The sequence below is a fragment of the Rathayibacter tritici genome (genome assembly GCF_001641005.1).
Lineage (GTDB): Bacteria > Actinomycetota > Actinomycetes > Actinomycetales > Microbacteriaceae > Rathayibacter > Rathayibacter tritici.
The window spans coordinates 3,258,465-3,282,161 of record NZ_CP015515.1; the positions used below are offsets into that span (position 1 = coordinate 3,258,465).

Consider the following 23,697-nt stretch of genomic DNA (forward strand, 5'->3'; position numbering starts at 1 on the left):
ACGACGTGCCGATGGAATTCTGTGGGTGGGGATTCCCGCGGCCGACGCTCTCCCCGCACCTCCGGGTTGGACATCGCCACCGAGGCAAGGCTGAGAGACAGCGCGAGGAACACCTCGACGTCGGCGGGCAGCCGCGGTACAGTCCCTACCCCGCATCCGAGACCTACCCCTGGATGAGGGACCCCAGACCCGCACTCCGCACCCCACTGAGTTCTGATGGAGGAACACCTTGGCCACGACACCCGTGTTCCGCCGGATCGCGATCGCGCTGGTCGCGGTCGTCTCATTCGGAGCGGCGGGTGCCGCGCCGGCATCTGCGCTCGACCAGCCGATCTCCGGTCACCTCACGGACGCCAGGCTCTCGCCCGAGAAGATCCGCGACGTCCTCGGTGGGCCCGTTCTGTCCCCCTCCACGTCGGTCGGCTACGGCGGTGCGGTCTCCTCCGTCGACGCGAACGCGAGCCGGGTGGGCCTCGAAGTACTCAAGCGCGGCGGCAATGCCGCGGACGCCGCGGTCGCGACGGCCGCCGCTCTGGGGGTCACCGAGCCCTACAGCGCCGGCATCGGCGGCGGCGGGTACCTGGTCTACTTCGACAAGGCGTCCGGTGAGGTCAGCACCATCGACGGGCGCGAGACCGCGCCGGCCGGGATCACCTCGGACGCGTTCATCGATCCGGCGACGGGCGCTCCCTATCCGTTCAGCCCAGACCTCGTCTCCTCGGGCGTCGCGGTCGGCGTCCCCGGAACGGTGGCGACCTGGGACGCCGCCGTCACGCGCTTCGGCACCCTGCCGCTCCCCGTCGTGCTGGCGCCGTCGATCGCGCTCGCGGCGAGGGGCTTCCGGGTCGATGACACCTTCCGCAGCCAGACGCTCGACAATCTGAAGCGGTTCCAGGCGTTCCCGGACACGGCGAAGCTGTTCCTCCCGGGCGGCGATGCCCCGAAGGTGGGGAGCACGTTCCGCAATCTCGATCTCGCGAAGACCCTGACCTCCATCGCCGTTCACGGGCCGAGCGCGTTCTACGGAGGCGCGCTGGCCGCCGAGATCGCCGACACGGTCCAGAACCCGCGCGTCGCATCCGGCTCCGACCTCCCCACCCCGGCCGGCTCGCTGACCGCCGCCGACCTCGGCGCCTACTCCGTGGTCGAGCAGGCGCCCACCCACGTCTCCTACCGCGGACGTGACGTCTACGGCATGGGGCCCTCCGCCGCGGGAGGGATCGCGGTCGGCGAGGCACTGAACATCCTCGAGAACCACGATCTCAGCGCGGAGGACCCAGGCAGCGCCCTGCACCTCTACCTCGAGGCGTCCGCCCGCGCCTTCGCCGACCGCGACGCCTTCGTGGGCGACTCGGCATTCTCCGATGTGCCGACCGAGACGCTCCTCAGCAAGGAGTTCGCGGACACCCGGGACTGCACGATCGACCCGAGGACGGCGTCCGTGCACCCGGTCGGGCCCGGCACTCTCGAGGGACTCGGATGCTCGATCGCCCCCGCCGTGACGGAGCCCGACACCGAGAACATATCGACCACCCACCTCTCCGTGGTCGACAAGTGGGGCAACGCCGCCTCCTACACACTGTCGATCGAGCAGACCGGCGGCTCGGCGATGACCGTCCCCGGACGGGGCTTCCTCCTCAACAACGAGCTCACCGACTTCTCCACGACGTTCGTCGACGGGGACCCGAACCGGATCGAACCGGGCAAGCGACCGCGCTCATCGATGGCGCCGACGATCGTGCTCGACGGCGGCGACGTCCGGCTTGTCGTCGGTTCGCCCGGAGGATCGACGATCATCACGACGGTGCTCCAGACGCTGATCAACCGCATCGACCTCGGCATGACGCTCCCGGAGGCGGTGGCGGCGCCGCGCGCATCCCAGCGCAACACCGCGTCGACCTCGGCCGAGCCCGAGTTCATCACGGCGTACGCCGATGTCCTCGCTCCCTACGGCCAGCAGTTGACCCCGTCGGGCGACACCCTCACCTCGGCCGCGAAGATCGGCGCGGCGGCGGCCATCGAGGTCGATCCGTCCGGCCGGATGACGGCGGTCGCCGAACCGGTGCGGCGCGGCGGTGGCGTCGGGTTGGTGGTCCATCCGGAGAAGTGACGGACGTCGATCCGACCCCGCGGGCGGCCGGGTCGCCCGCGGGGTCGGATCGACGGCGGCCCGCTCGCGGTGAATCGCGCCGAGTTCTTCCAGGCCGTCGCCTCCGGAGCGTTCTACGGCTTCAACCGGCCGGGCGTCGACCTCTCGCAGCCGGTGATCGACAACTGGTGGCGCCGGGCTGCAGGTCGCCGTGCCCCAGGCCGCGGAGACGCCGCAGCAGCGCCCGCGCCACCCGGTCGTGCTCGCGGAACGACACCGCGTTCGTCTGCGGCCGCGCGAACGCGCCGACGAACGGCGCATCCGTGTACGGCCCGATCGCGTACCTCCGACCCGTGCGGTCGCCCCTGATCGAACACAGCAGCGCGTCGTCCTGGTGGACGCGCAACCGCCCCGTCGAAACGAGCGCCTCGCCCCGATCAACGACGTCCTCGACGGCCTCGCCCGAGGCGATGAGTGCGCGCAGCAGAGGGTCGTCGCTCGTGGCGACCCCTACCTCCGGGAGGCGCGCGTCGACGAGCGCGTCGGCCGCGACCACGCGATCGGCGGCGGAGCTGCTCGCGACGAAGCGGCCCTCCTCCTCGGAGGCGACGACGCGGATGCCCGGGCCGAGGAAGTCGACGACACCGGCCGCCGAGAGAGCGAGCAGCTCGTCGAGGCGATGCGCAGGCGGGCCGCTCGCGAGGAAGCTGAACCAGCCGCGCCACCAGCCGTGCAGGTCCTCGATGCGCGAGCGCGGCGTCCACTCGGCCGATGCGGCGAGGTCGGCGAGGAGGACGTGACTGCGCAGCACCGCGAGGAACAGGCCCACGGTGGCGCTGTGCGCCTGACGGGTGCGCAGGGCGAGGTCGTCACGGATACACGCGCGTACCGCGTCCTGCACTGCCCCCGCATCCGCGAAGCGGGCGCCGGCGAGCGGGCGATCGAGGTCGGGGAGGAAGAGCCGGTCGATCTCGTCGGGCACCGTGTCGGCGACGAGCGCCGCGAGCGCCCGCGCATCCGCCAGTACCCGGGCGGCATCGGGGCCGAGGGCCGGGACGGCGTAGCCCTGCGCGGCGTCGGGGCGGGGACCCTCCGCTCCGGCGAGCACCGCCGCGCGCGGGTCGAGCCGCGAGAACACCGCCGCGAACTGCGACCAGCCGACCCCCACCCGTTCGGGGTGTCCCGTGAAGAGCTCGCGGTAGTAGCCCCAGAGCAGCTCCTTGGCGATCAGCGGCCAGACATCCTCGGTGAAATCGAGTGCTCGACCGCGCGAGCGCAGTTCCTCGGCTGCGGCGGCGGTGAACCACCGAAGCTCAGGCGCTTCCCCCTGCAGCGTCGAGGTGATCTTGGAGTGGTGGGGCACACCTCGGCGGCTGCCGATCGTGATCCGCGGCTCACGGCCGGACGGCAGGTATCGCAGGACGCCGGCGCGGTCGCGCGTGAACCGGCCGCCTCTCCCCTCCGTCAGCAGCACCACGAGGTCAACGGCGACGAGCCCGAAGCCGCGCACGATCACGTCGCGGCCGGCGGTCAGAGCGCTGAGGTCGGCGTCGGCGGTAGAGGACGGGGGAAGGTAGTCGAGACTGTGCCGCGCGGCGAAGGCGGCCAGGCAGGCCTGCTCCTCCGTCGGCAGGGCGCCGCTGCGGCCGAGCGCGAACAGCACGAGATCGGCGGTGAGCCTGTCGCCGGAGTCGAGAACGATCACCTGAGCGCCCTCGGCGCAGCCGAGGACCTCCGTCGCGCGAGCCCGGTGCTCGCGGATCTCGACGTCCGGTCCGAGCGCGGCCACCACCTCCCGGTAGAACCAGCGGAGGTAGAGGCACTGCAGACGGCGGGTGGGGAAGCTCTCGGCTCGAAGCCCCTCGATTTCGCACCGGACGGCTGGGTCCCCGACGTCCAGGACCACCTCGCCCGCGCGTACCGCCTCCGCCCATTCGATCAGCGACGGTCCGGGGCGGACCGGGCCCTCGATCGTCGAGCTCGCGTCGGTGAACATCGTGACGTCCGCGGCGCGGGAGTTGAGCTTCAGCAGCGGCGATTGCTCGTAGCGCCAGATCCGCCCCGGCCCGATGGGGAACGGGTCGACCACATGCACGACGAGTGGGCCGGCGCCGAGTTCGGGGGCGTTCGCGGCGAGGCGTTCGAGCACGCCCACCGCACGGGGGCCACCGCCGATGATCGCGAGTGATCGCGCCTGCTCCTCGGGTGCTGTCATGGCTCCACTCTGCTGGAGGCAGCCATCACGAAGCTTGGAGTGGGATCTGACGGAACGGCCGGTGACCAGGCGCACCCGGCGCCGGCCTTCGGGCCGTGCGCCTGCCCCGAGCACGCGTCGGATGACCATCTGCACTTTCCCATGTGTGTATGGTACCTCCTCGCGTGATCCTCGCCGAGACTGGCGGGCATGGCGACTTCCTCCCACGACCACGACTGGGCGCTGTACACGCGCGAGCTCGGTATCAGGATGCATCGCGCCCGCATCGCGAAAGGCCTGAGCCAGCAGAGTGTCGCCGATGCCGCAGACCTGGCCGGCTACACCTACCAGAAGTTCGAGAAGGGCGAATCGAAGCCGGGGTCGCCCGCCAACCCGACGCTACGGACGCTGCTCGCCCTCTGCGCGGTACTCGACGTGGAGCTGACCGACCTGCTTCCGCCGAATCCGCTGTGCTCCTGACCGGGCGGAAGAGATCCGACACGTGTCCCCCGCCCATCGGGGACGAACCGCTCAGCTCGCGAACTCGTCCGGCCAGCCCAGCGCGGCCAACGACCGGCGCACCCGCTCAATGTCCTCCTCCGAGGGCAGCTCCGAGGTCACTCCGACGATCGCGGTGCCCACGTCAGCGCGGGAGGCGGGCGCATCGGCGGCCAACCCGGCGGCCACCTCGGCGACTTCCTCGTCGCTCAGGCGACGGCGGAGCAGCGCCAGCAGCGGCACGAAGTCCTGCTCGGGCAGGCCGGAGGGGTAGCCGGCCCGCAACCAGCGGACGATGCGCGTGACCAGGCCGTCGCGGGTGTCCGGCTCGGCGAGCGACTCCGGACCCGCCAGCGGCCAGCCCGCGTTCGCGAGACGCGAGGACACGCGGGCGACGTCCTCCGGCAGCGCCGGCCCGAGCAGCAGCTGCTCGATCCGCTCGCGCACGACGGCTCGCGAAACGACGGTCTCGGCCCGCTCCGACTCCGACAGGAGCCGCGCGACGACCTGCTCGACCTCGTCCGTCGTCAGGCTGCGACGCAGCAGGCCCAACAGCGGTAGGTAGTCCTGCTCCGGCACTCCCGACGGGTAGCCCGCGCGCAGCCAGCCGACGACGCGGGCGACGATCCCCTCCCGCGCCGCGATCGGATCCGTCGATGCCATGCTCAGCCCTTGGGCGCGAACGTCGGGATCACGTGCTCGAAACTCACCGACTGGCCGAGGCCCGTCGCGACGATGACGCTCAGACCGATCACCACGGAGCCGACGACCAGCGCGAAGCAGAGCACTCCGATCCCACGCAGCAGCGGGGCGGGCAGGCCACGCCGTTCCGTAGGGGCACTGGCGGCGGGGGCACCGGCGGCGGGGGCACCGGCGGCGGGGGCACCGGCCGCGGGAGCACCGGCACTGACCGCACCGGAGGCGAGCGCGAACGAGCGGACACCGACGGCGAAGAGCACGGGCAGGCCCGCTCCGAGGAGAACGGCGACGAGGGCCACCTGGCCGGCGGCGGAGAGGAAGAGGGAGAACACGGTGCGGATCCTTTCGCTCAGACGCCGGCGGTCTCGGGCGCGGGGCGTGCCGCCGCGTCCTGCCACTCGTCGTTGACGTTGTGCGCGCCGATGCTGTCGCGGCGCGAGCGGATGGAGATGAAGGAGGCGACGGCGACGAGGACCGCGGCCATCAGCAGACCACCTGCCGCGCCGCCGACGAGGTGCCCGACCCACCACATCACGGCGCCGACGAGGGCGGCGGCCGGCAGGGTGATGACCCACGCGATCACCATGCGCAGCGCCACCCGCCAGCGCACCTGGGCGCCGGGCCGGCCGACTCCGGAGCCGAGGATCGAGCCGGTCGCGACGTGCGTGGTCGAGAGCGCGAAGCCGAGGTGGCTGGAGGCGAGGATGACCGCGGCGGAGGCGCTCTCGGCGGCCATGCCCTGCGGCGTGTTGATCTCGACCAGGCCCTTGCCGACGGTGCGGATGATCCGCCAGCCGCCGATGTAGGTGCCGAGCGAGATGGCCAGCGCGCAGCTGAGCTTCACCCAGAACGGGACCGACTCGGTGTCGCTCCAGCCGCCGGCCGCGATCAGCGCCAGCGTGATCACTCCCATCGTCTTCTGCGCGTCGTTGGTGCCGTGTGCAAGTGAGACGAGAGAGGCGCTGCCGATCTGGCCGATACGGAATCCGCGGTGCAGGCCCTTCTCGGCGAGGTTCCCGATCACCCGGAAGACGAGCCAGGTACCGATTGCCGCGACCGCTCCGGCGAGCACGGGCGACATCAACGCCGGGAGGATCACCTTGCCGACAACGCCGTCGAGCGTGGTGCCGTCGCCCGCCCAGTTCACCCCGTTGAGCCCCAGGCCCGCGAGAGCGGAGCCGATCAGGCCGCCGAAGAGGGCGTGCGAGGAGCTCGAGGGCAGGCCGAGCAGCCAGGTGAGCAGGTTCCAGACGATGCCGCCGATCAGGCCGGCCAGCACAATCAGCAGCAGAGCGGATCCGCCGCCCTCCAGCAGCGCCGGGTCGGGTGCGCCCGAGGAGTCCTGGATCTTCACGACGGCGTTGGTGACGGTCAGCGCCACCTCGATGCTGAGGAACGCCCCGACGAGGTTCAGCGACGCCGAGAGGGCGACCGCGGTTCGGGGCTTCAGGGCACCGGTCGCGATGGACGTCGCCATCGCGTTCGCCGTGTCATGGAAGCCATTGGTGAAATCGAAGGCGAGGGCCGTGACGACGACGAGCGCGAGCAGGATAAAGGGATCCACGCAGACATGATGCCTCGGCCCCGGGAGCCCGTTCGGCGTGGCGGTGAGGCTTCACCGACTGTTCACCTCGAGGGATGCGCCTGCCCCGGTACCCTGTGCGGATTCTCAGGCATGCGCTCAGGAGGTCGACCGCGGTAGCGGTGGGGTGAGGTTGGGCGTGTGCGCGGGGTCGGAGTCGGGGGCCGGCTCCTGCCGGGCGGAGGGCTCCTCGGCGGGGTCCGGCTCGTCAGCGGGCTTCGGCGAGCCGGGCAACGGCGGGGTGAGGTCGAGGGCGCCGACCGCCGGCTCGGCGGCGTGCTTCGGAGTGGACGGACGGCTCTCGGCCGCGGCCGCCTTCTTCGCCGCCTTCTCCTGGGCGCGCTTGAGCTTCTCGGTCTGCTCCGCGAGCTTGCGGGCCTTCTTGCGCAGCTTCTTGCTGGAGTCACGGACAGCCTCGTGCGCCGCGCGCACCGACTTCTCGGCCTTCTTCAGCGCCTTCTTCGCGCGCTTCTTCGCCGCCTTGTCGCGTGCGTCCTTCTCGGTCCCGGCCATGTCCGCTCCTCCGCTCGTCGACCACTCCGGCCGACGCCCCCACGCTACCGAGCCCCGCTCGCCCGCGAGACGCCACCCCCTCTCCGCGAGATGCCACTTAGGTAGGCGACACGCCGGGCGGAGGCGTCGTAAGTGGCATCTCGCGGAGGGGAGGATGGCATCTCGCGGGAGGGCTCCGGCGAGTCGGCTCGGCGGTGAGGCTGCGTTCGGCAGGCTGGGGGCATGGTCTTCCAGAACGATCCCGGCGGCTACCAGGGACGCGCAGGCCTTCGCCGTCCGATGCGTGGGCCCAAGCGCGACAAGTGGATGTGGTGGCGCCTCGGCTCCGGAGTCGCGGCGACGGTCGCGGGCGTGGTCGCCCTGCTCGTCGTCACCTCGCACCGCTGACCCCGCCCCCGGGCCGACCGAGGCGGAGGCGGCGTCTCGTTCGGCCGATCGAGGCAGACACGAGGGATCGAGAGCAGATCGACGCGGGCAACCACTTGACTCCGGAGCTTTTTCTCAGCTCCGCAGCGGCAGAACGCAGGTAACTTGGAGGGTCGCCTCGGCTCGGCCGCGCGATCCGCCCCCTCCCCACCCGACGTTCGCTTCCCCCAGCGAGCGCCGGCAGACCTGGAACCTCTCTGCATGCACCGTTCGTCTCGCGCCTCGACTTCCTCCCCCGCAGGAGCCGAGACCGGCAGCCCGTCCGCCCTTCCGACCCGTCGCTCCCTCCGTGAGCAGGAGACCCGCACCCGCCGCGCTACCCGCGGCTCCTCGCGCCCCCGCGTCTCCGCCGTCGCCGCGATGACCCTCGTGGCCGGCATCGCGATCACCTCGACGATGCCCGCGTTCGCCGTGGGCGGCACCGCCGACTCCGAGCTGACCCGCGACACGGCGAGCGCCGTCGCCGCGGCCCGCCCGCAGAGCTTCGTGGCCGCCGGAGTCGTGCAGCAGAGCGTCACCCGCGACGCCTTCGCTGCCGAGGCGAAGCCCGAGGTCCTCGTGCCCACCGCGTCCCTCGACGCGATCACCGCCACCTCCGGCGAGTCGACGGCCGCCGCCGCGGGCGCGTCGGGCGCGTGGGTCGTCCCGATCTCGGGTCACATCAGCAGCGGATACGGTCCGCGCCCTGACGCGCCCGTCGCGGGCGTGAATCTGTTCCACAAGGGCACCGACCTCGCCGGCGCCTGCGGCACCCCGGTCCTCGCGGCCTCCAGCGGCACCGTCGAGGAGGCGTCGTACCAGGGCAGTTACGGCAATTGGATCCTGCTCGACAACGGCGGCGGCATCGAGACCGGCTACGCGCACAACAGCGAGCTGATGGTGTCGGTCGGCGACACGGTCACCGCGGGTGAGGTCATCGCCCTGCGCGGCTCGACCGGTGCCTCCACCGGCTGCCACCTGCACTTCGAGACGCGCGTCGACGGCGAGGCCGTTGACGCCGTCCCCTTCATGGCCGAACTCGGCGTCCCGATCGGCTGACGCCTCGGAGCGACGGCTCAGCACCGAGACGTTGCGATGGTCGCTCTCGGTCACCGCGATGTCTGCGTCCTCGCGGGCCTCATCCGGGGATGATCCGCGGGCCGGTCGAGACGGCGGCCGACCAGTGCGCGTCGTCCGGGACCGTCGTCACTCTGATCTCCGCGTCCTGGTCGACGGCGATCTGCATACTGCCCGTAGTGCCGCCGCCGGTGCCGGTGCGCATGGTGTTCGGACTGTAGACGCAGGACGATCCGCTCGTCATCAGCCCGACGACCTCGATCGTGACCTCGGCGTCCTCGGTGTCGCAGGCGACGGAGACGGTGATGTGCAGCGGTTGGCCGCTGAGGTTCACGGTCTGCGAATCGACGGCGCCGATCCGGTCGGTCCAGGTCACGGCTGCGTTCGCGCCCTCCGGCAGCGTCACGGGCCCGAGCGGAGCGACGGACGCCGGAGCAGCGGACGTCCCGTCCTCCGCCTCGTCGGCGCCCGGCGTGCATCCGCTGAGGGCTGATCCGGCGAGCAGTGCGGACGCCCCCAGCACTGCCACTCGGCGCACCGCCGGGTTCCGAGCTGAGCGCCGGTCGGTGTTCCGGTGTCCATCGTGGTTCCCCCTGTCCACTGGCGTTCCTCCGGTCCACCCGAGCCCGGGCGGCGGTCGCACGCACTCTGCGACGGTTGCCAGGGTCGGGATCGGTGGTGCTCGGCCGACCGACCGCCGCGACTCTCCCTGGCAGCGCACTCAGCCTCAGCCAACAGGTGTGGCGTATCGTCGCGCTAATTGCATGCAGACGCATGGATACGGACTCGCCGACCGCACGGCCTCCGAGCCCATCCCTCTTCGAGCAGGAGTCGTCATGACCACCACCAGCACTCGCTTCACCGACCGCGTCGTCCTCATCACCGGAGGCGGATCCGGCCTCGGTCGCGCCGCCGCCGTCCGCCTCGCCCAGGAGGGCGCCCGCCTCGCCCTCGTCGACCTCTCCGAGCAGGGTCTCGCCACCACTGTGCAGGCGCTTCCCGAGGGCACCGAGTCGATCAGCGTCGTCGCCGACGTATCGAAGGAGGCGGACGTCGACGCCTACGTCGCCCGCACCCTCGAGCACTTCGGGCGGATTGACGGCTTCTTCAATAACGCCGGTATCGAGGGGCGCCAGAACCGCACTGAGGACTTCACGGCCGACGAATTCGACAAGGTCGTCGCGATCAATCTCCGCGGCGTCTTCCTCGGCCTCGAGAAAGTGCTGAAGGTCATGCGCGAGCAGGGCTTCGGCATGGTCGTGAACACTGCGAGCGTCGGCGGGATCACCGCGATCGGCAACCAGTCCGGCTACGCGGCCGCCAAGCACGGCGTCGTCGGCCTCACCCGCAACTCCGCGATCGAGTACGGCGAGTTCGGCATCCGCATCAACGCGATCGCCCCCGGCGCCATCTGGACCCCGATGGTCGAGAACTCGATGAAGCAGCTCGACCCCGAGAACCCGCGCAAGGCGGCCGAGGAGTTCATCCAGGTCAACCCGACCAAGCGCTACGGCGAGGCCGACGAAATCGCCTCCGTCGTCGCCTTCCTCCTCTCGGACGACGCGTCCTACGTGAACGCCACCGTCCTCCCCATCGACGGCGGGCAGTCCATCAAGTACTGAGGGCCCGCCCGCGCGGAGGCGGTGGATCGGCGTCACCGCGCGGAGCCCCTCCCCCGCCGCAGGATCGACTCCGTCACGACGATCGCGACCGTGGAATAGCAGCAGACGGGGATCATGACGACGAGAGCGGTGAGCACTGTGGTCCCGTCGTCGGCGCCGAATCGGTCGGCCACCACGGCGACGACGAGGACCACGCCGAGGAGGCACAGGACGGACGCAAGCCAGAGCGCCGGCCAGGGCGCTCGTCCACGGAGCACGTAGTAGGGGGCGCCAGCCGTCAGCAGGCAGGCGACCGTAATCGACGCCGTGAGCGCCAGCGGCCTCACGGCGTCGATCGCCTGCCACTCCGTCCCGCGCGGCGAAAGCAGGAGGAGCACCAGCGTCGCGAGGACGGCAATCACCGCACCGACGGCCACAAGGACACGAGCGGCACCCAGAGAAGTACGTGAGTCGAGCACCCTGCTCCTCGTGGGCATCACTGTTCCTTGCCTATCGCGTCGTCATCGAAGGGCCACGCGATCTCGATCGCCTGGCCCTTCCTGCATCCTGCCGAGAACAACGTCGACACCTGTGCGGATGAGACGTTATCGCGTCGATGGTCGATTCGGGAGGCCCGTAGCGGGGGCCGCGGACCTCGTGGGGTCCTGGGGCCATTACCGGCCGGCGGCGGCACGGCGCAGCAGAAGTCCCTCCACAGGCTCTTCCCCGGGTCCGAGTTCGCGAGTGGGCCCTGGTCCACGCGGCGGCGGTCCTGCGGCGGGAGCAGAATGGGGGGCGGTCCCGCCAGCGACCGGACCTCGACCACGACGGAGACATGCATGAACCCCACCGGGAGCTTCCGCGCCGCCCGCGACACCCTCCTGCAGCACCGCACCGATGCGGTCGCCGCGACGGAGGCGTTCCAGTGGCCGGACGTCGGCCCGCGCTTCAACTGGGCGGTCGACTGGTTCGACGCGATCGCGATCGGCAACGAGCGCACCGCGCTGTGGATCGTCGAGGAGGACGGCTCCGAGCAGCAGTACTCCTTCGACCGGATGCGCTGGCGCTCGGACGAGGTCGCCGCCTGGCTCCACTCGGTCGGCGTCGAGCAGGGCGATCACGTGATGCTCATGCTCGGAAACCGGCTCGAGCTGTGGGAGTCGATGCTCGCGATCATGAAGCTCGGCGCGGTCATCCTGCCCACCACGACCCTGCTCTCCCCGGCCGACCTGGCCGACCGCCTCGCGCGCGGCGAGGTGGCGCACGTCATCGCCGATGCCTCCGAGACTGCCAAGTTCGACGAGATGGAGGGCGACTTCGGCCGCATCGTCGTCGGCGGCGCGGCGGAGGGCTGGCTCGACTACACCGACTCCGTCGAGCCCTTCGGCGTCAGCCCGACGGTGGTCGTCGAGAGTTCGGACCCGTGCCTGATCTACTTCACCTCCGGCACCACGTCGAAGCCGAAGATGGTCGTGCACACCCACGAGTCCTACCCCGTCGGCCACCTCAGCACCATGTACTGGCTCGGCGTCCAGCCGGACGACGTGCACATGGCAATCAGCTCGCCCGGCTGGGGCAAGCACGCCTGGAGCTGCTTCTTCGCGCCGTGGAATGCCGAGGCGACGGTGTTCGTCTACAACTACAGCCGGTTCTCACCCTCGGCCCTGCACCAGCAGCTCGACCGGGCCGAGGTCACCACGTTCTGCGCTCCGCCGACCGTGTGGCGGATGCTGATCCAGTCGGCCCTCGGAGCGAAGCCGCGCGCGCTCACCGAGATCCTCTCGGCGGGCGAGCCGCTCAACCCAGAGGTCATCGCGACCGTCGAGCGGGAGTGGGGCCTGACCATCCGCGACGGCTACGGCCAGACCGAGACGACAGCGATCATCGCCAACCCGCCCGGAGCCGACGTCGTCCCCGGAGCGATGGGCCGCGCGCTGCCCGGTGTCGCCATCGCCCTCGTCGATCCGCTGACCGGCGAGCCCGCCCCCACCGGCGAGATCTGCCTCGACCTCTCCGTCGAGCCCGTCAACCTGATGTCCGGGTACCACGGCGATGAGGATCGGACCGAGCGTTCCCGCGCCGACGGCTACTTCCACACCGGAGACGTGGCGGTGCGCGCCGTCGATGGCACGATCACCTTCGTGGGCCGCACCGACGACATCTTCAAGTCCTCCGACTTCAAGATCTCGCCGTTCGAGGTCGAGAGCGTGCTCCTGCAGCATCCCGCCGTCGCCGAATCGGCCGTGGTCCCTGCTCCGGACGAGGTCCGCCACAGCGTGGTGAAGGCCTATGTCACTCTCGCGGAGGGTTGGGAGCCGACCGCCGAGACGGCGACGGCGATCTTCGCGCACACCCGTGAGCTGCTCTCCTCCTTCGAGCGGGTCCGTCGCCTCGAGTTCCACCCGCTGCCCAAGACGATCTCGGGGAAGATCCGCCGCGTCGAGCTACGCGAGCGCGAGGAGGAGGCCTTCCGCCGCGGCGAGGAGATCTCCACGGAGTGGCGCGCCGACCGGCTCTAGCAGCCGGAGCCCACGACGCCCCGGCCGCTCCGGCGGCCGGGGCGCCACTCGGATGGCGGTGTCTCGCGCCGTCACCTGCTACCGGCCGGGGTGGGCCAGCGGGGCGGTTCACCGGGGGCGGACGGCGATCAGCTCGCCGTGGTCACGAGTGCCGGGTGCGCTGCGGCGGAGGGCGTGGGTCACCTCGAGCCCGGCCTGCTCAGCGAGTGCACGCATCGCGGCGAGCGGATGAAACCAGGCCGGCGCGACCGCATGCGCGAACACCTCCGTCCGCGGCCCCTCGAAGAAGCCGATGATCAGGCCGCCACCCGGACGCAACCGCTCGGCGAGCGCGGCGACGGCAGGAGGCAGCTCAGCGGGTGGGAGGTGGATGAGCGAGTACCACGCGAGCACGCCGACGAGGCCGTCGAGGTCGAGGTCGCGTGCCGACCCCAGACGAAACGACGCCTCCGGAAATCGCGCGCGCGCCAGGGCGACGAACTCCGGCACCGGATCCAGACCGACCGCGGCGACTCCGTGCTGCCGGAGGAACTCCGTCCAGTGCCCCGGTCCGCAGCCGACGTCCGCGACCAGCCCGTCCAGGCCGTCCGCCCACGAGCCGATCAGATCCCGATCCGCAGCAGGAGTCGCCTCGACCGACCCGAGCAGCGCGGCGTACTCCTTTGCCCGCGCGCCGTACGCCCGCCGTAGCTCGTCCACCCGGTGAGCGTACGCCGTCGACCGTCCGCATAGCCGGAACCCACAACGCCGCCACGCGTGAGCATCTCCACGCCAGGCGGAGTCGCGGGCGCGCAGCGCCTCACGCCGGGCCGGCGGCCGTCACCCGGGTCGAGAGCAGCAGATCGAAGCTCGTACGGTGGCGGTAGCGGAGGAACGCGCGGTCCATCTCGTCGAGCGAGCGGAAACCCGCGTACTCGGCGGCGCGGCGACGGACCAGCGTGCTAGGCACCGAGACCGCCTGCTCGCGGAGGACTCGCTGCGCCACATCGACGCGGATGCGGGCCAGCGCGGAGCGCACAGAACTCCCGCGGTGCAGCCAATGGTTCGCCGTCACGATCAGGGCAGGGACACCGAGAGTGCGGGCGAGGGTGCGCACGTCGAGTCCGGGGAGCGCGTGCAGGGACAGGAGGGAGCGGTCGATCCGCTCGCTGAGAGTGGGGATCCGGGGGCGCACAGGTGCGGTCATAGCGGCTCGCCTTCGAAGAGATGCGGTCGCCGTCGGTCGGGATGGCACGACGGCTGGGCTCGGGTCGGGTCGACCGGCGCGGGGGCGGAGACGCTCGTGCGGAGCGGTGACCGCGGCGGAGGAGGCGACCCAAAGCCTGGTCAGCTTCACCCCGCGAGACCCCTTCAGAGCGAAGCGTGGCGCGTTATGGAGTCTTGTTTGGCACGATTCGCGGCGCGTTCTGACGGGCGGGCGCGCCTGGCCTCGGAGCGTTCGCGCCCGGCGTCCCGAGCGGCTCCCGCAGGCTCGATCATCGAGGTGCTCCGTGCGCTGCTCTCGCCCCCTGAAGGAGACCTGATGACCCCCGCCGACGCCGCTCCCGGCCTGCCCGCCGCCGCTCTCGTCTTCCCCCTCCTCGTCGGCGCCGCCCTGCTCGTCTCGGGAGCCGCCGCGCTGCTCCGCACCCCCGGCCGCCGACCGGCCCGACGGCGCAGTGGCGCGACGCGCGCCCTTGCTCTGGCCCTCGGTGGAGGCCGCCCGGTGCCCGCGCACCCGACCTCCAGGATCGCCCGAGCCGGTCTGCAGATCGTCGTCGGCTGCCTCCTCCTCCTCGCCGCCGGGCCCGCCTACACGACCGCGGCCCTCATCGCGGCCGGCCTGTGCGCGCTCTCCCTCGCCGCCGCTCTCCGGGGCTTCGTCCTCGGCGAAGAGGACACTCCGGCCGCTCCTGCCCCCGTCGCCGCGGCGTCCGCCTTACTCGCCTTTGCGACGGCAGCCGCGGCCCAAGGAATCCTCGGATTCACGGGTATTCCGGCCCAGCTGCTGCAATTCGACCCGCAGGACCTGAGCTGGGCAGCGGCCCTGGTCGGGGTGCTCGCGGCGTGCACCCTCCTCCAACTCGCCCGGAGCGCAACACCGGCGCCACCCGTCGAGCCGGGAGCCGGGAGACACGGCTGATGTTGCGACGGCGGACACCTACTGCTGCACTCCCGCACCTCGTCCTCGACGGCACGGCCGTGCGCCTCGGTCCGCCCCGCCGCTCGTTCGCGCTGATCACCTTCTGGATGCAGTTCCACAACCCCGGACCCACCGCACTGCACGACCTCGCCCTGCTCTGCGGTTCCTTCACTGACGGTTCCGGCACCGAGCTCGAGTACGACGAGGCCCCGATCACGGTGGTCGGCCGACCCGAGCGCGTTGCTCCTGGCGCCGGGTTCGTTGCCGTCGCGCACTACACGACCGCACCGCTGCGGGCCCCTCGAATGCTCCGCCACTCGATCGTGCTGCGTGGTCGCACGGGCGAGGGCCGACCCTTCACCGACGCCGCTGCTCTCGAGGTGCACGTCGATCCTCGCCGCTCTCCCGAGGTACGCTTTCGTCCCCCGAGGACGGGGTCCGACAGCCTACGCTGGCGGTGATCGACGGATGCCGTCGCATGACGACTTCTCACGACGGGGTCTGATCAGTCAGGCTAGGGGTATCGCGTCACCCGAGGGACGCCCAGAGGAAAGGACTACGACGTGATGGGGATCGTAGAAGGCAGCCGGCCGATCGTCGACCGTGGGGTGTCCCGCCGGGATGCGGCCGCAGCCGCCTGGTTGGCCGGGAGCGGAGTGGACGTTCGCGCCGTCGGCTCGTTCCGCATCGTCGCCGACACCGTGTGCAGCGACGGAGTGGAAGTGCTCAGAATCTGGCACTCGCCCGGCCGCCTGCACCGCACGGCGCGCGTCGGCGCGGGAATTCGTCTGATCATCCCGCTCGAGGGTGTGCTCGTGATCCAGCCCGACGATCCTGCGGCTCTCGAAGTACAGCTCGGCCCGGGCGACATCGCCTTCCTCCGGTGCGACACGTCGTTCACGATCGTCACCGACACCCCGAGCGCCCGCACCGAGATCGCCCTCGACCGGCCGCTGCTGGGTCTGGTCGACTCGGCCGACGGTGGCGCTGTCGTCACTGAGGCCGACGCGGCCAGCCGCGGCATCCTTCTCTCGACCGTCAATTCGACCTTCGCCTCGGCCCTGGACGCCGACTCCCCGGCGTTCCCGCTGGTGCGGGCGGCCATCGAGCAGCTCGCCGGAGCCATACTCGCAACCTCGCTCCCGCGCGAGAGCAGCGAAGACGTCTACACCCGTGCCCTCGCGCTGATCGCCGCGATGTCCACCGACTCCCGACTCTCGGTGCAGGAGATCTGCGAGCGCCTCGGCGTGCCCAAGCGGACCCTCCAGCGCACGTTCGCGCGCAACGGCACGACGGTCTTCGACGAGATCCGCCGCGCCCGCCTGACCACCGCGCGGGCGCTCCTCGGCGGGAGCGATGCGCCGCCCTCGCCCGAACACGCGCTCAGCAGCTACGTCCGCTCGCAGCGCCTGCGCCGCGACCTACGCCACCTCGAGACGGTGCCGACCTCGCGTCTGGGCTGAGGGTCGCCGTGCCGTCCGAGCACGGGAGGGCCGACCCGAGGCGGCGGGCGGGATCTCTCCGCGCCTCGGGTGGCACGCCGCGTCTGGGCGCCGCGGCTTATCGCGTCCGCCGTCAGTACTCGATGCGCCCTCGACGGTCGTGGAACTCGCCCGTCGGCCCGTCGGAGCTGAGCAGGGCGAGCGCAACGGTCGCGTCGGTGCCCTCAGTGACGGTCTGGTGCCCGCCGTGGCCGTTGAAATCGGTCGCGGTGTAGCCGGGATCGCTCGCGTTGATGCGCATCCCCGGCAGATTCTTGGCGTACTGAACGGTCAGCGCGACGACCGCCGCCTTCGAGGCCGCGTACGGGATCGCGGTGACGGGGAACTCGTCGTGACCCTGCGTGCTCAGCCAGCGCGGCCAGCCGACTCCGGAGGCCACGTTCACGACGACCGGGTTCGAGGAGCGGCGCAGCAGGGGGAGCGCCGCCTGCGTGACGCGGACGATTCCCACCACGTTGGTCTCGAGGACGCTCGCCATCGCCTCCGGGGTGAGGTCGTCCACGCCGAACGAGGTGCCGAGGATGCCGGCGTTGTTGACAAGAACGTCGAGTTCGGGAAGCGAGGCGAGAGCGGAGTCGACGCTCGCCTGATCGGTGACATCGAGGCGGACGGGAAGGGCGCCGAGCGCGCTGACGGCCTCGCCGTCGGCCGTATCGCGCAGGCCGGCGTAGACGGTGTGGCCGGCCTCCAGGAGGCGGCGGGCGGTCTCGAGGCCGAGGGAGCGGTTGGCTCCGGTGATAAGTGTCGTCGTCATGCCTCTATCCTGCGCCGCGGTACTCCCCCGGCGCGACGAGCGACCGGAGGAGCACCGGGAGTCGACTATCCGTAGAGGCGCTTCAAGCCCTCGGCGTCACCGGCTCCGAGCTTCTCCTGGCTGTACTCGCACGGGTCCGAGGCCGGCTTCATGACCTGGTGGGTGGCGGGGGCGACGTGGTCGAGCCCGAAGACATGCCCCGCCTCGTGGGTCGCGGTGCCCTGGAGATCGTAGGTCTTCCCCTGGCAGGCGCGGCCGGTGTTGTCCCACCAGGGCGCCCGGTTGTTGAACTTGATGTCGGACGACACGATGATGCCGTCCTGGGACCAACTGCACGTCGTCGCGAGGTACTTCGACGACAGCTCACCCCAACCGATGGTGCTGCGGTCATCCCCCTCGCTGCACCCTCCGGCCTTCGTGACATCGACCGAGTTGGTGGACGTGCCCAGGTAGCGGTGGGTCGCCGTGAGGTCCACGTCGGAGCCGCAGCGTGTGACGCCCCCGGTCACGGTGTCCAGTGCGTCCTGGATTCTCGCGACGCCACTGGTCACGGGCGAACCGGTGTTGTTGTACGACCACTCGTACGCGCCCGCCCACTTCTCTCCGCTCAGCTTGTAGGCGGTGCGGTCATCGCAGCCGGGGACGACAGGGGCGGAGTCCAGCGTGCTGACGGCGGAGGGACGCGCGCTCGCGGCTACGGCGGAGTTCTCGCTCCGCAGGGCAGCGAGGGTTCCCTCGGATCCGAACTCCTGGTCGCCGGCGACGGCGGCGACCCCGCCGTTCCCCGCGCGGTACACGACGACGTCGGGGACGTCCTGGTAGCCGGCGGCGACCGCGGAGGACGCTCGCACGGAAGCTCCCGGGTTCGGGATACTCATCACCACACCACCGACGTTCACCTGATCGCCGGCGAAGGAACACTCGGGACTGATGGACGCGAGTCGTGATCCGTCGATGATCGTGTCCGTGGGACACGCCGGTCCGGACGCGGAGGCCGGAGCCGCGGCTCCGAGTGTCACGAGAGCGGTGGCCGCGAGTACCGCGGCGAGTGCTCCCGCGGATCGCGGTCGGACGGTGTGGTTGGTCATGGTGTCTCCTCTTGATCGACGACGGTGGGGCGCTTGTCGCGTCATCCCGGCTCCCTCTGATCGAGCGCCGGCGTGCGCGTCTCCACGAAGCACACGACCGCGGACCCAACGTCCCCCAGGCAGGGGCCGCGGGCGGCGATGCCTCTGGGGCAGCTGGGTGACCGCGGACACGCAAACCCCTCCCCTCTCGCGAAAAGGCGAGCGGAGAACCCGGTCCCTCACTCCGAAGCGAGGCCGAGTGCTGATCATCCTTGCTCTGCCGTGTCGCGCAGCACCAGGAAGCCTCTGAGAGTCAGGACAGGCGGCGGTGCGAGCAGCGGAGTAGCCGACGCGGCGTGCGCGGGCCGCCGGGCGCATGACGGGCTCAGCGCGGGCGGTGAAGGCTCAGATCAGCGCCCGGAGCGCGATCCGCGGCAGGAGTCGCTGAATCGCCGTGGCCGCCGCGCCCCGCGCCCACTCCACCAGCCCGCCGTCGACGACCAGCAGTGACAGGGGCGGAGCATCCGGGTCGCGCGCGGCCGCGATCGCCGCGTCCACCGCTGCCGCCTGCTCGGAGTAGAGGGCGACCCCCTCTCCGGCGAGGATGATCGTGCCGGACATCGAAAGGTCGCCGATCGCGGCAATCATCGTGCCGAGCGCGCGGGCGGAGTCGGCGAGGACGCGCGCGGCGCCGGCATCGCCCGCGCGCGCGGCCGCGAAACCATCGGCCAGCGTCAGCTCGCGCCCGGTGGCGACGAAAAGCTGACGCAGGAGCGAGGGCAGGCTGAGCATCGCGGTCGAGCAGCCGCGGTGGCCGGCCTCGCAGACGGGCCCGGTGGCGTCCAGCGGGTAGTGCTCACCCAGGCCGAGTCCCGCCTCCGGGGGCGCGACCACCCGGTCGTGGACGACCAGCCCATAGCCGACTCCGGCGCCGACGGTGAGCACCGCGAAGTGCGAGATGCCGCGGCCCCGCCCGAACCAGTGCTCGGCGCCGGTGAGGGCGACCACGTCGTTCTCGAGGGCGACCGGCAGCCCGAGGGCGGCCGAGAGCGGAGCGGCAAGGTCCACATCGCGCCAGCCGAGGAATGGGGCGCGGCTGACCCGGCCGTCGGCGGCGATGCTGCCGCCGAGTGTCACACCAAGGCCGGCGAAGGCGGAGGCGCCGCCCAGTTCGTGGACGACCGAGACGATTGCGGCGATCACGTCGGCGGGCTCCGTGCTCGGCAGCGCGCGCACCAGCTCCCGCTCGGTCCGCGCGCGCAGGTCGGTGCGCACCGCGAGCGCCTCGGTCCCGGTGATCTTCACGCCCGCGAAGCTCAGCGCGTCGGCGCGAATGTCGAGCGGGCGGGCGGGGCGGCCGACGCCGATGCTCTGCTCGGGGCCCTCGACGACGAGGCCGCCGTCGAGGAGGGGTCGTGCGAGCCGGGTGAGGCTGGCCGGCGAGAGACCGAGGCGGCGGCCGAGCTCGGCGCGCGAAACGGGACCGTGGATGAGCACCTCGCGCGCCAGAAGCTCGAACGAGCTCCCGGAGGCGTCCTCGGCGACAATGGTGTCGGTCACGGGGCTCCTTCTTTCCGGCCTGGTACGAAGCTCCCGGCCTCGAGTGGCAAAAGGAACGAAAACGGGGGCCATCACCGCTCTTGACACTCCGATTCGTTCTGCTTTAGAAACTAGCCATGCACCCCAGTGTCGCCCCAACGAACGACACGGTAGCCCTCATCGGCCGGGAATCCCGCCTCTTCCACCTGGCGGACGGCGGCACCAGCGTCGACGCCCGTCTCGCCACCTCCGCGCACTGGGGTGCCGCCGTCGGCGCGGGCGAGGGCTACCCGCCGGGCAGGATGACGCTCCCGGGCCTTGATCCGCGGCGCATCTCCGCCGTGGCCCTCGCCGCTCGGCCGGCCCGGTCAGTCGCCGCTCGGCACCGACCTGTTCCCGCGCGTCAGGAGGCGCCGCATGTCCGCACGTCATCGTCCCCCCGAGTTCTCCCGGCGCCTGTTCCTCTCGGTCCCGCTCGCCGCGGCGTCCGCTGCCACCCTCGCCTCCTGCGCCGGCGCCGGCGACGGGGTGACCACACTCGACTTCTTCCAATCCAAGGCGGAGGCGGTCGAGGACTTCGCGCGGATCATCCGCGAGTTCGAGGCGGCCAACCCCGACATCCGCGTGATCGCCAACACTGTGCCCGACCCGGACACGGCCATCCGCACCCTGCTCGTCAAGGACAAGGTGCCGGACGTGCTGACCGTGAACGGCAGCCGCTACTACGCCGGTCTGGCCAAGGCCGGCGTCTTCCACGATTTCACCGGCGACGAGCTGGTCGACCGGGTGAACCCGGCGGCCCTCGATATCGTCGCCGCGCTCGGCAGCTACGAGGGGAAAGAGGTGAACGCACTCGCCTTCTCGAACAATGCGGACGGGATCCTCTACAACCGGACGATCTTCGCCGACAACGGGATCGAGGTGCCGACCACCTGGGACGAGCTGATCGCCGTCTGCGACGCGCTCACCGCCGCGGGCGTCACTGCGATCTACGGCGCCCTGCTCGACAACTGGACCGGCTCCCCGGCCTTCAACGCGCTCGGCGGACAGCTGCAACCGGACGGCTTCTTCGACGCGATGCGTGCGGAGGGAGCGACCCTCGGCCCGGACTCGCCCGTCTCGTTCTCGAAGGACTACGCGAGCACGATGGAGCGGCTCGGGCAGCTCTTCTCCTACACCCAGGAGGGCTCGTTCGGCTGCAGCTACGACGACGGCAACCGGGCCTTCGCCGCGGGCGAGGCGGCGATGTACCCGCAGGGCATCTGGGCGATCAACCCGGTGCGCACCAACAACCCCGACATCGACCTGGGCGTCTTCCCCTACCCGGTGCTCGACGACCCGGCCCACACGCGGGTCACCTCGGGCGTCGACGTGGCGATCGCCATCGGCCGGGGCACTCCGAAGCTGAAGGCAGCCCGCCGCTTCGTCGACTTCCTGCTGACCCCCGGAGTCGTCGAGCCGTACGTCGAGAGCCAGGCCGCCTTCTCGCCGCTGGTCAACGCCGCACCCACCGCGGATCCGACGCTCGCCGAGCTGCAGCCCTACTTCGAGCAGGGACGGCTGGTCGGCTTCGTCGACCACCAGATCCCCGCGAGCATCCCGCTCAACCCCACGCTTCAGGAGTTCCTCGCCAGCGGGGACGCCGACGCGGCGCTACGGACCCTCGACAGTGAGTGGCGGAAAGTTTCGGCACGCACGACCAGGAAGTGACACCATGACCTCGACCACGACGGTCGCCGCGCAGGCGGTGGCGACCGCGCCTGCGCCGCCCGCGCGTCGCAAGCGCACCTCGACCACCTTCTACTGGATGACAGTCCCCGCCGTCCTGCTCTTCTTCGTGCTGCACACGGTTCCGGTGCTCACCGCCATTTTCTTCAGCTTCACGGATTACGCCGGCTACGGCTCCTGGGACCTGATCGGCGCCTCCAACTATCTGGCGCTCCTCCAGGACGACCGGGTCTGGAAGGCCTATGGATTCACCTTCGGCTTCGCCATTGTGGCGACGGTGCTGGTGAACGTGATCTCGCTCGCCCTCGCCATTGGACTCAACGCGAAGATCCGATTCCAGACGGCCTTCCGCGGGATCTACTTCATCCCCTACGTGCTCTCGACCCTCGTCATCGGCTATGTGTTCCAGTACCTCTTTGCGCATTCGCTGCCGCAGATCCTCGGTGCGATCCCGGTGATCGGCGAGAACATCCTGGCGAATGCCGACTGGGCGTGGGTGGCGATCGTGGTGCTGGCGGTCTGGCAGGCATCGGCCTTCTCGATCATCATCTACCTCGCGGGGCTCCAAAGCATTCCGGGCGAGCTCTATGAGGCGGCCTCGCTCGACGGAGCGGGGACGTGGCGGCAGTTCACCTCGATCACGTTCCCGCTGATCGCCTCCTTCTTCACGATCAACATGGTCATCTCGATGAAGAACTTCCTCCAGGTGTTCGACCACATCATCGCCCTCACCAACGGTGGCCCCGGCACGTCGACGGAGTCGATCACGCTGCTGATCTACCGGGGCGGATTCCAGGGCGGCGAGTACGCGTATCAGACGGCCAACGCCGTCCTCTACTTCCTTGTCATCATCGCGGTCTCGCTGATCCAGTTCCGAATCCTCAGCCGCAGAGAGGCCTCGTTCTGATGACATCGACCATCACTCCCAGCACCGCCCTCGCCCTCGGCGAGCCCGAGGGGCAGCGCCGGCCCTCCCGCGACACGCGCCGGATCAACTGGTGGGCGACCGCGCTTATCGCCGTCTGCTCGCTGACGATCCTCCTGCCACTCTCCTTCGCCGTGGTCACGGCGCTGAAAACGCCCGACCAGCTCGGCGGAACCGGCTTCGAGCTGCCAACCTCTATCTCGTGGGGCAACTTCGCCGAGGCGTGGACGGCGACCCGCTTCCCGCAGGCAGTGGTGAACACGGCGCTGATCACAGTCGGAGCGGTCGTGCTGACACTGTTCTCGAACTCGATGGTCGCGTACGCGATCGCCCGCAACATGCACAGGCCGTTCTTCAGGGGCGTCTACTTCTACCTGCTCGCCGCGGTCTTCGTGCCGTTCCCCATCATCATGCTGCCGGTCGTGAAGGAGACGGCCCTGCTGGGCCTGGACAACCAGGCCGGGTTGATCCTGCTCTACGCCGTGTTCGGCCTCTCGATCAACACCTTCCTCTACACGGCGTTCATCCGGTCGATCCCGATCGAGCTCGAGGAGGCGGCTCGCATGGACGGCGCCTCGACCTGGCGCACCTATTGGCAGGTGATCTTCCCGCTGCTCGGTCCGATGAACGCGACCGTCGGCATCCTGACCTGCGTGTGGGCGTGGAACGACTTCATCCTGCCGCTCGTGGTGCTCTCGGACCCGTCCGCCCGCACCCTGCCGCTGGCCGAGTACGTCTTCCAGGGGCAGTACAACACGAACTACACCGTCGCCTTCGCGTCCTACCTGATGGCGATGGCGCCGCTGCTGATCGTGTACCTGTTCGCCCAGCGCTGGGTGGTCAGCGGAGTGATGCGCGGGTCGATCACGTAGGCGGGCCGGGC

24 protein-coding genes are annotated in these 23,697 nt (G+C 70.8%); 12 read left to right on the top strand and 12 right to left on the bottom strand.

From position 1 onward, the window contains the following. Positions 1-229: 229 nt before the first annotated feature. Complete coding sequence (gene ggt, locus A6122_RS14835; RefSeq protein ID WP_084416106.1) at positions 230-2,110, top strand: gamma-glutamyltransferase; 1,881 nt, start codon at positions 230-232, stop codon at positions 2,108-2,110. A gap of 121 nt (positions 2,111-2,231) precedes the next feature. On the opposite strand, the gene A6122_RS14840 is transcribed toward ggt, so the two are convergent. Further along, positions 2,232-4,304 (bottom strand): FAD/NAD(P)-binding protein, encoded by a 2,073-nt coding sequence (locus A6122_RS14840; RefSeq protein WP_068256524.1) that lies wholly within the window; start codon positions 4,302-4,304, stop codon positions 2,232-2,234. Between the two features lie 189 nt (positions 4,305-4,493). On the opposite strand from A6122_RS14840, the gene A6122_RS14845 reads away from it, so the two are divergent. Then, positions 4,494-4,763, top strand: coding sequence for a helix-turn-helix domain-containing protein (locus A6122_RS14845; protein WP_068256527.1), 270 nt, complete (start codon positions 4,494-4,496; stop codon positions 4,761-4,763). Positions 4,764-4,814: 51 nt separating this feature from the next. On the opposite strand, the gene A6122_RS14850 is transcribed toward A6122_RS14845, so the two are convergent. The 4 genes from A6122_RS14850 to A6122_RS14865 all read right to left on the bottom strand — a co-directional run bounded on the left by A6122_RS14850 (position 4,815) and on the right by A6122_RS14865 (position 7,575). Then, positions 4,815-5,444, bottom strand: coding sequence for a DUF3349 domain-containing protein (locus A6122_RS14850; protein ID WP_068256530.1), 630 nt, complete (start codon positions 5,442-5,444; stop codon positions 4,815-4,817). 2 nt (positions 5,445-5,446) lie between these two features. Continuing rightward, positions 5,447-5,812, bottom strand: a complete 366-nt coding sequence (locus A6122_RS14855; RefSeq protein WP_068256533.1) for a hypothetical protein — start codon at positions 5,810-5,812, stop codon at positions 5,447-5,449. A 17-nt stretch (positions 5,813-5,829) separates the two neighbouring features. Next, positions 5,830-7,044 carry an inorganic phosphate transporter gene (locus A6122_RS14860; protein WP_068256536.1) on the bottom strand — a complete coding sequence of 405 codons (1,215 nt, stop codon included), beginning with the start codon at positions 7,042-7,044 and terminating at the stop codon, positions 5,830-5,832. Between the two features lie 117 nt (positions 7,045-7,161). Beyond that, a complete protein-coding gene (locus A6122_RS14865; RefSeq protein ID WP_068256539.1) occupies positions 7,162-7,575 on the bottom strand; it encodes a hypothetical protein in 414 nt (137 codons plus the stop codon). A gap of 222 nt (positions 7,576-7,797) precedes the next feature. On the opposite strand from A6122_RS14865, the gene A6122_RS16845 reads away from it, so the two are divergent. Continuing rightward, a complete protein-coding gene (locus A6122_RS16845) occupies positions 7,798-7,962 on the top strand; it encodes a hypothetical protein (RefSeq protein WP_157593831.1) in 165 nt (54 codons plus the stop codon). Positions 7,963-8,202: 240 nt separating this feature from the next. Then, positions 8,203-9,039 carry a M23 family metallopeptidase gene (locus A6122_RS14870; protein WP_068256540.1) on the top strand — a complete coding sequence of 279 codons (837 nt, stop codon included), beginning with the start codon at positions 8,203-8,205 and terminating at the stop codon, positions 9,037-9,039. A 79-nt stretch (positions 9,040-9,118) separates the two neighbouring features. Here A6122_RS14870 and A6122_RS14875 read toward each other — a convergent pair whose 3' ends face one another. Continuing rightward, the gene (locus A6122_RS14875) at positions 9,119-9,586 is read right to left on the bottom strand and encodes a hypothetical protein (RefSeq protein WP_146085035.1); all 468 of its coding nucleotides are present in this window, start codon (positions 9,584-9,586) and stop codon (positions 9,119-9,121) included. Between the two features lie 307 nt (positions 9,587-9,893). Here A6122_RS14875 and A6122_RS14880 point away from each other — a divergent pair, with 307 nt between their 5' ends. Next, positions 9,894-10,679 carry a glucose 1-dehydrogenase gene (locus tag A6122_RS14880; RefSeq protein WP_068256545.1) on the top strand — a complete coding sequence of 262 codons (786 nt, stop codon included), beginning with the start codon at positions 9,894-9,896 and terminating at the stop codon, positions 10,677-10,679. A 32-nt stretch (positions 10,680-10,711) separates the two neighbouring features. On the opposite strand, the gene A6122_RS14885 is transcribed toward A6122_RS14880, so the two are convergent. Continuing rightward, positions 10,712-11,155 carry a hypothetical protein gene (locus A6122_RS14885; RefSeq protein ID WP_146085034.1) on the bottom strand — a complete coding sequence of 148 codons (444 nt, stop codon included), beginning with the start codon at positions 11,153-11,155 and terminating at the stop codon, positions 10,712-10,714. Positions 11,156-11,497: 342 nt separating this feature from the next. On the opposite strand from A6122_RS14885, the gene A6122_RS14895 reads away from it, so the two are divergent. Next, on the top strand, positions 11,498-13,177 hold the full coding sequence (locus tag A6122_RS14895) for an AMP-binding protein (protein ID WP_068256555.1): 1,680 nt from the start codon (positions 11,498-11,500) through the stop codon (positions 13,175-13,177). Positions 13,178-13,285: 108 nt separating this feature from the next. Here A6122_RS14895 and A6122_RS14900 read toward each other — a convergent pair whose 3' ends face one another. After that, positions 13,286-13,876: a class I SAM-dependent methyltransferase gene (locus A6122_RS14900; RefSeq protein ID WP_068256558.1), complete on the bottom strand. Its 591-nt coding sequence runs from the start codon at positions 13,874-13,876 to the stop codon at positions 13,286-13,288. Between the two features lie 100 nt (positions 13,877-13,976). Further along, on the bottom strand, positions 13,977-14,363 hold the full coding sequence (locus tag A6122_RS14905) for a hypothetical protein (protein ID WP_068256559.1): 387 nt from the start codon (positions 14,361-14,363) through the stop codon (positions 13,977-13,979). 336 nt (positions 14,364-14,699) lie between these two features. Here A6122_RS14905 and A6122_RS14910 point away from each other — a divergent pair, with 336 nt between their 5' ends. The 3 genes from A6122_RS14910 (at position 14,700) to A6122_RS14920 (ending at position 16,762) form a co-directional block, all read left to right on the top strand. Then, positions 14,700-15,299, top strand: coding sequence for a hypothetical protein (locus A6122_RS14910; RefSeq protein ID WP_068256560.1), 600 nt, complete (start codon positions 14,700-14,702; stop codon positions 15,297-15,299). Next, positions 15,299-15,760, top strand: a complete 462-nt coding sequence (locus A6122_RS14915; RefSeq protein WP_068256562.1) for a hypothetical protein — start codon at positions 15,299-15,301, stop codon at positions 15,758-15,760. Before A6122_RS14910 ends, A6122_RS14915 begins: the two co-directional genes overlap by 1 nt. A gap of 105 nt (positions 15,761-15,865) precedes the next feature. Then, positions 15,866-16,762, top strand: coding sequence for a helix-turn-helix transcriptional regulator (locus A6122_RS14920; RefSeq protein ID WP_068256565.1), 897 nt, complete (start codon positions 15,866-15,868; stop codon positions 16,760-16,762). A gap of 112 nt (positions 16,763-16,874) precedes the next feature. On the opposite strand, the gene A6122_RS14925 is transcribed toward A6122_RS14920, so the two are convergent. From A6122_RS14925 to A6122_RS14935, 3 genes are all read right to left on the bottom strand, one after another. Beyond that, positions 16,875-17,555: an SDR family NAD(P)-dependent oxidoreductase gene (locus A6122_RS14925; protein WP_068256567.1), complete on the bottom strand. Its 681-nt coding sequence runs from the start codon at positions 17,553-17,555 to the stop codon at positions 16,875-16,877. A 65-nt stretch (positions 17,556-17,620) separates the two neighbouring features. Continuing rightward, positions 17,621-18,643, bottom strand: a complete 1,023-nt coding sequence (locus A6122_RS14930; protein ID WP_068256570.1) for a matrixin family metalloprotease — start codon at positions 18,641-18,643, stop codon at positions 17,621-17,623. Between the two features lie 384 nt (positions 18,644-19,027). Beyond that, positions 19,028-20,182 (bottom strand): ROK family transcriptional regulator, encoded by a 1,155-nt coding sequence (locus A6122_RS14935; RefSeq protein ID WP_068256576.1) that lies wholly within the window; start codon positions 20,180-20,182, stop codon positions 19,028-19,030. A gap of 396 nt (positions 20,183-20,578) precedes the next feature. Between A6122_RS14935 and A6122_RS14940 the strand changes: the two genes are divergently transcribed. Genes A6122_RS14940 through A6122_RS14950 form a run of 3 tightly spaced genes read left to right on the top strand, consistent with a single transcriptional unit; the run spans position 20,579 to position 23,686 of the window. Then, positions 20,579-21,871 (top strand): ABC transporter substrate-binding protein, encoded by a 1,293-nt coding sequence (locus A6122_RS14940; RefSeq protein WP_068256578.1) that lies wholly within the window; start codon positions 20,579-20,581, stop codon positions 21,869-21,871. Between the two features lie 4 nt (positions 21,872-21,875). Further along, a complete protein-coding gene (locus tag A6122_RS14945; RefSeq protein ID WP_068256579.1) occupies positions 21,876-22,796 on the top strand; it encodes a carbohydrate ABC transporter permease in 921 nt (306 codons plus the stop codon). Further along, the gene (locus A6122_RS14950) at positions 22,796-23,686 is read left to right on the top strand and encodes a carbohydrate ABC transporter permease (protein WP_104261831.1); all 891 of its coding nucleotides are present in this window, start codon (positions 22,796-22,798) and stop codon (positions 23,684-23,686) included. Before A6122_RS14945 ends, A6122_RS14950 begins: the two co-directional genes overlap by 1 nt. Positions 23,687-23,697 lie beyond the last annotated feature (11 nt).

Excerpts from the sequence above, each read along its gene's own strand:
- A6122_RS14915 (WP_068256562.1), top strand. The coding sequence starts at position 15,299 with ATGTTGCGACGGCGGACACCTACTGCTGCACTCCCGCACCTCGTCCTC.
- A6122_RS14895 (WP_068256555.1), top strand. The coding sequence starts at position 11,498 with ATGAACCCCACCGGGAGCTTCCGCGCCGCCCGCGACACCCTCCTGCAG.
- A6122_RS14925 (WP_068256567.1), bottom strand. The coding sequence starts at position 17,555 with ATGACGACGACACTTATCACCGGAGCCAACCGCTCCCTCGGCCTCGAG.
- A6122_RS14930 (WP_068256570.1), bottom strand. The coding sequence starts at position 18,643 with ATGACCAACCACACCGTCCGACCGCGATCCGCGGGAGCACTCGCCGCG.
- A6122_RS14905 (WP_068256559.1), bottom strand. The coding sequence starts at position 14,363 with ATGACCGCACCTGTGCGCCCCCGGATCCCCACTCTCAGCGAGCGGATC.
- A6122_RS14885 (WP_146085034.1), bottom strand. The coding sequence starts at position 11,155 with ATGCCCACGAGGAGCAGGGTGCTCGACTCACGTACTTCTCTGGGTGCC.
- A6122_RS14840 (WP_068256524.1), bottom strand. The coding sequence starts at position 4,304 with ATGACAGCACCCGAGGAGCAGGCGCGATCACTCGCGATCATCGGCGGT.
- A6122_RS14910 (WP_068256560.1), top strand. The coding sequence starts at position 14,700 with ATGACCCCCGCCGACGCCGCTCCCGGCCTGCCCGCCGCCGCTCTCGTC.
- A6122_RS14865 (WP_068256539.1), bottom strand. The coding sequence starts at position 7,575 with ATGGCCGGGACCGAGAAGGACGCACGCGACAAGGCGGCGAAGAAGCGC.
- A6122_RS14850 (WP_068256530.1), bottom strand. The coding sequence starts at position 5,444 with ATGGCATCGACGGATCCGATCGCGGCGCGGGAGGGGATCGTCGCCCGC.
- A6122_RS14945 (WP_068256579.1), top strand. The coding sequence starts at position 21,876 with ATGACCTCGACCACGACGGTCGCCGCGCAGGCGGTGGCGACCGCGCCT.
- A6122_RS14870 (WP_068256540.1), top strand. The coding sequence starts at position 8,203 with ATGCACCGTTCGTCTCGCGCCTCGACTTCCTCCCCCGCAGGAGCCGAG.
- A6122_RS14920 (WP_068256565.1), top strand. The coding sequence starts at position 15,866 with ATGGGGATCGTAGAAGGCAGCCGGCCGATCGTCGACCGTGGGGTGTCC.
- A6122_RS14845 (WP_068256527.1), top strand. The coding sequence starts at position 4,494 with ATGGCGACTTCCTCCCACGACCACGACTGGGCGCTGTACACGCGCGAG.
- A6122_RS14940 (WP_068256578.1), top strand. The coding sequence starts at position 20,579 with ATGTCCGCACGTCATCGTCCCCCCGAGTTCTCCCGGCGCCTGTTCCTC.
- A6122_RS16845 (WP_157593831.1), top strand. The coding sequence starts at position 7,798 with ATGGTCTTCCAGAACGATCCCGGCGGCTACCAGGGACGCGCAGGCCTT.
- A6122_RS14880 (WP_068256545.1), top strand. The coding sequence starts at position 9,894 with ATGACCACCACCAGCACTCGCTTCACCGACCGCGTCGTCCTCATCACC.
- A6122_RS14950 (WP_104261831.1), top strand. The coding sequence starts at position 22,796 with ATGACATCGACCATCACTCCCAGCACCGCCCTCGCCCTCGGCGAGCCC.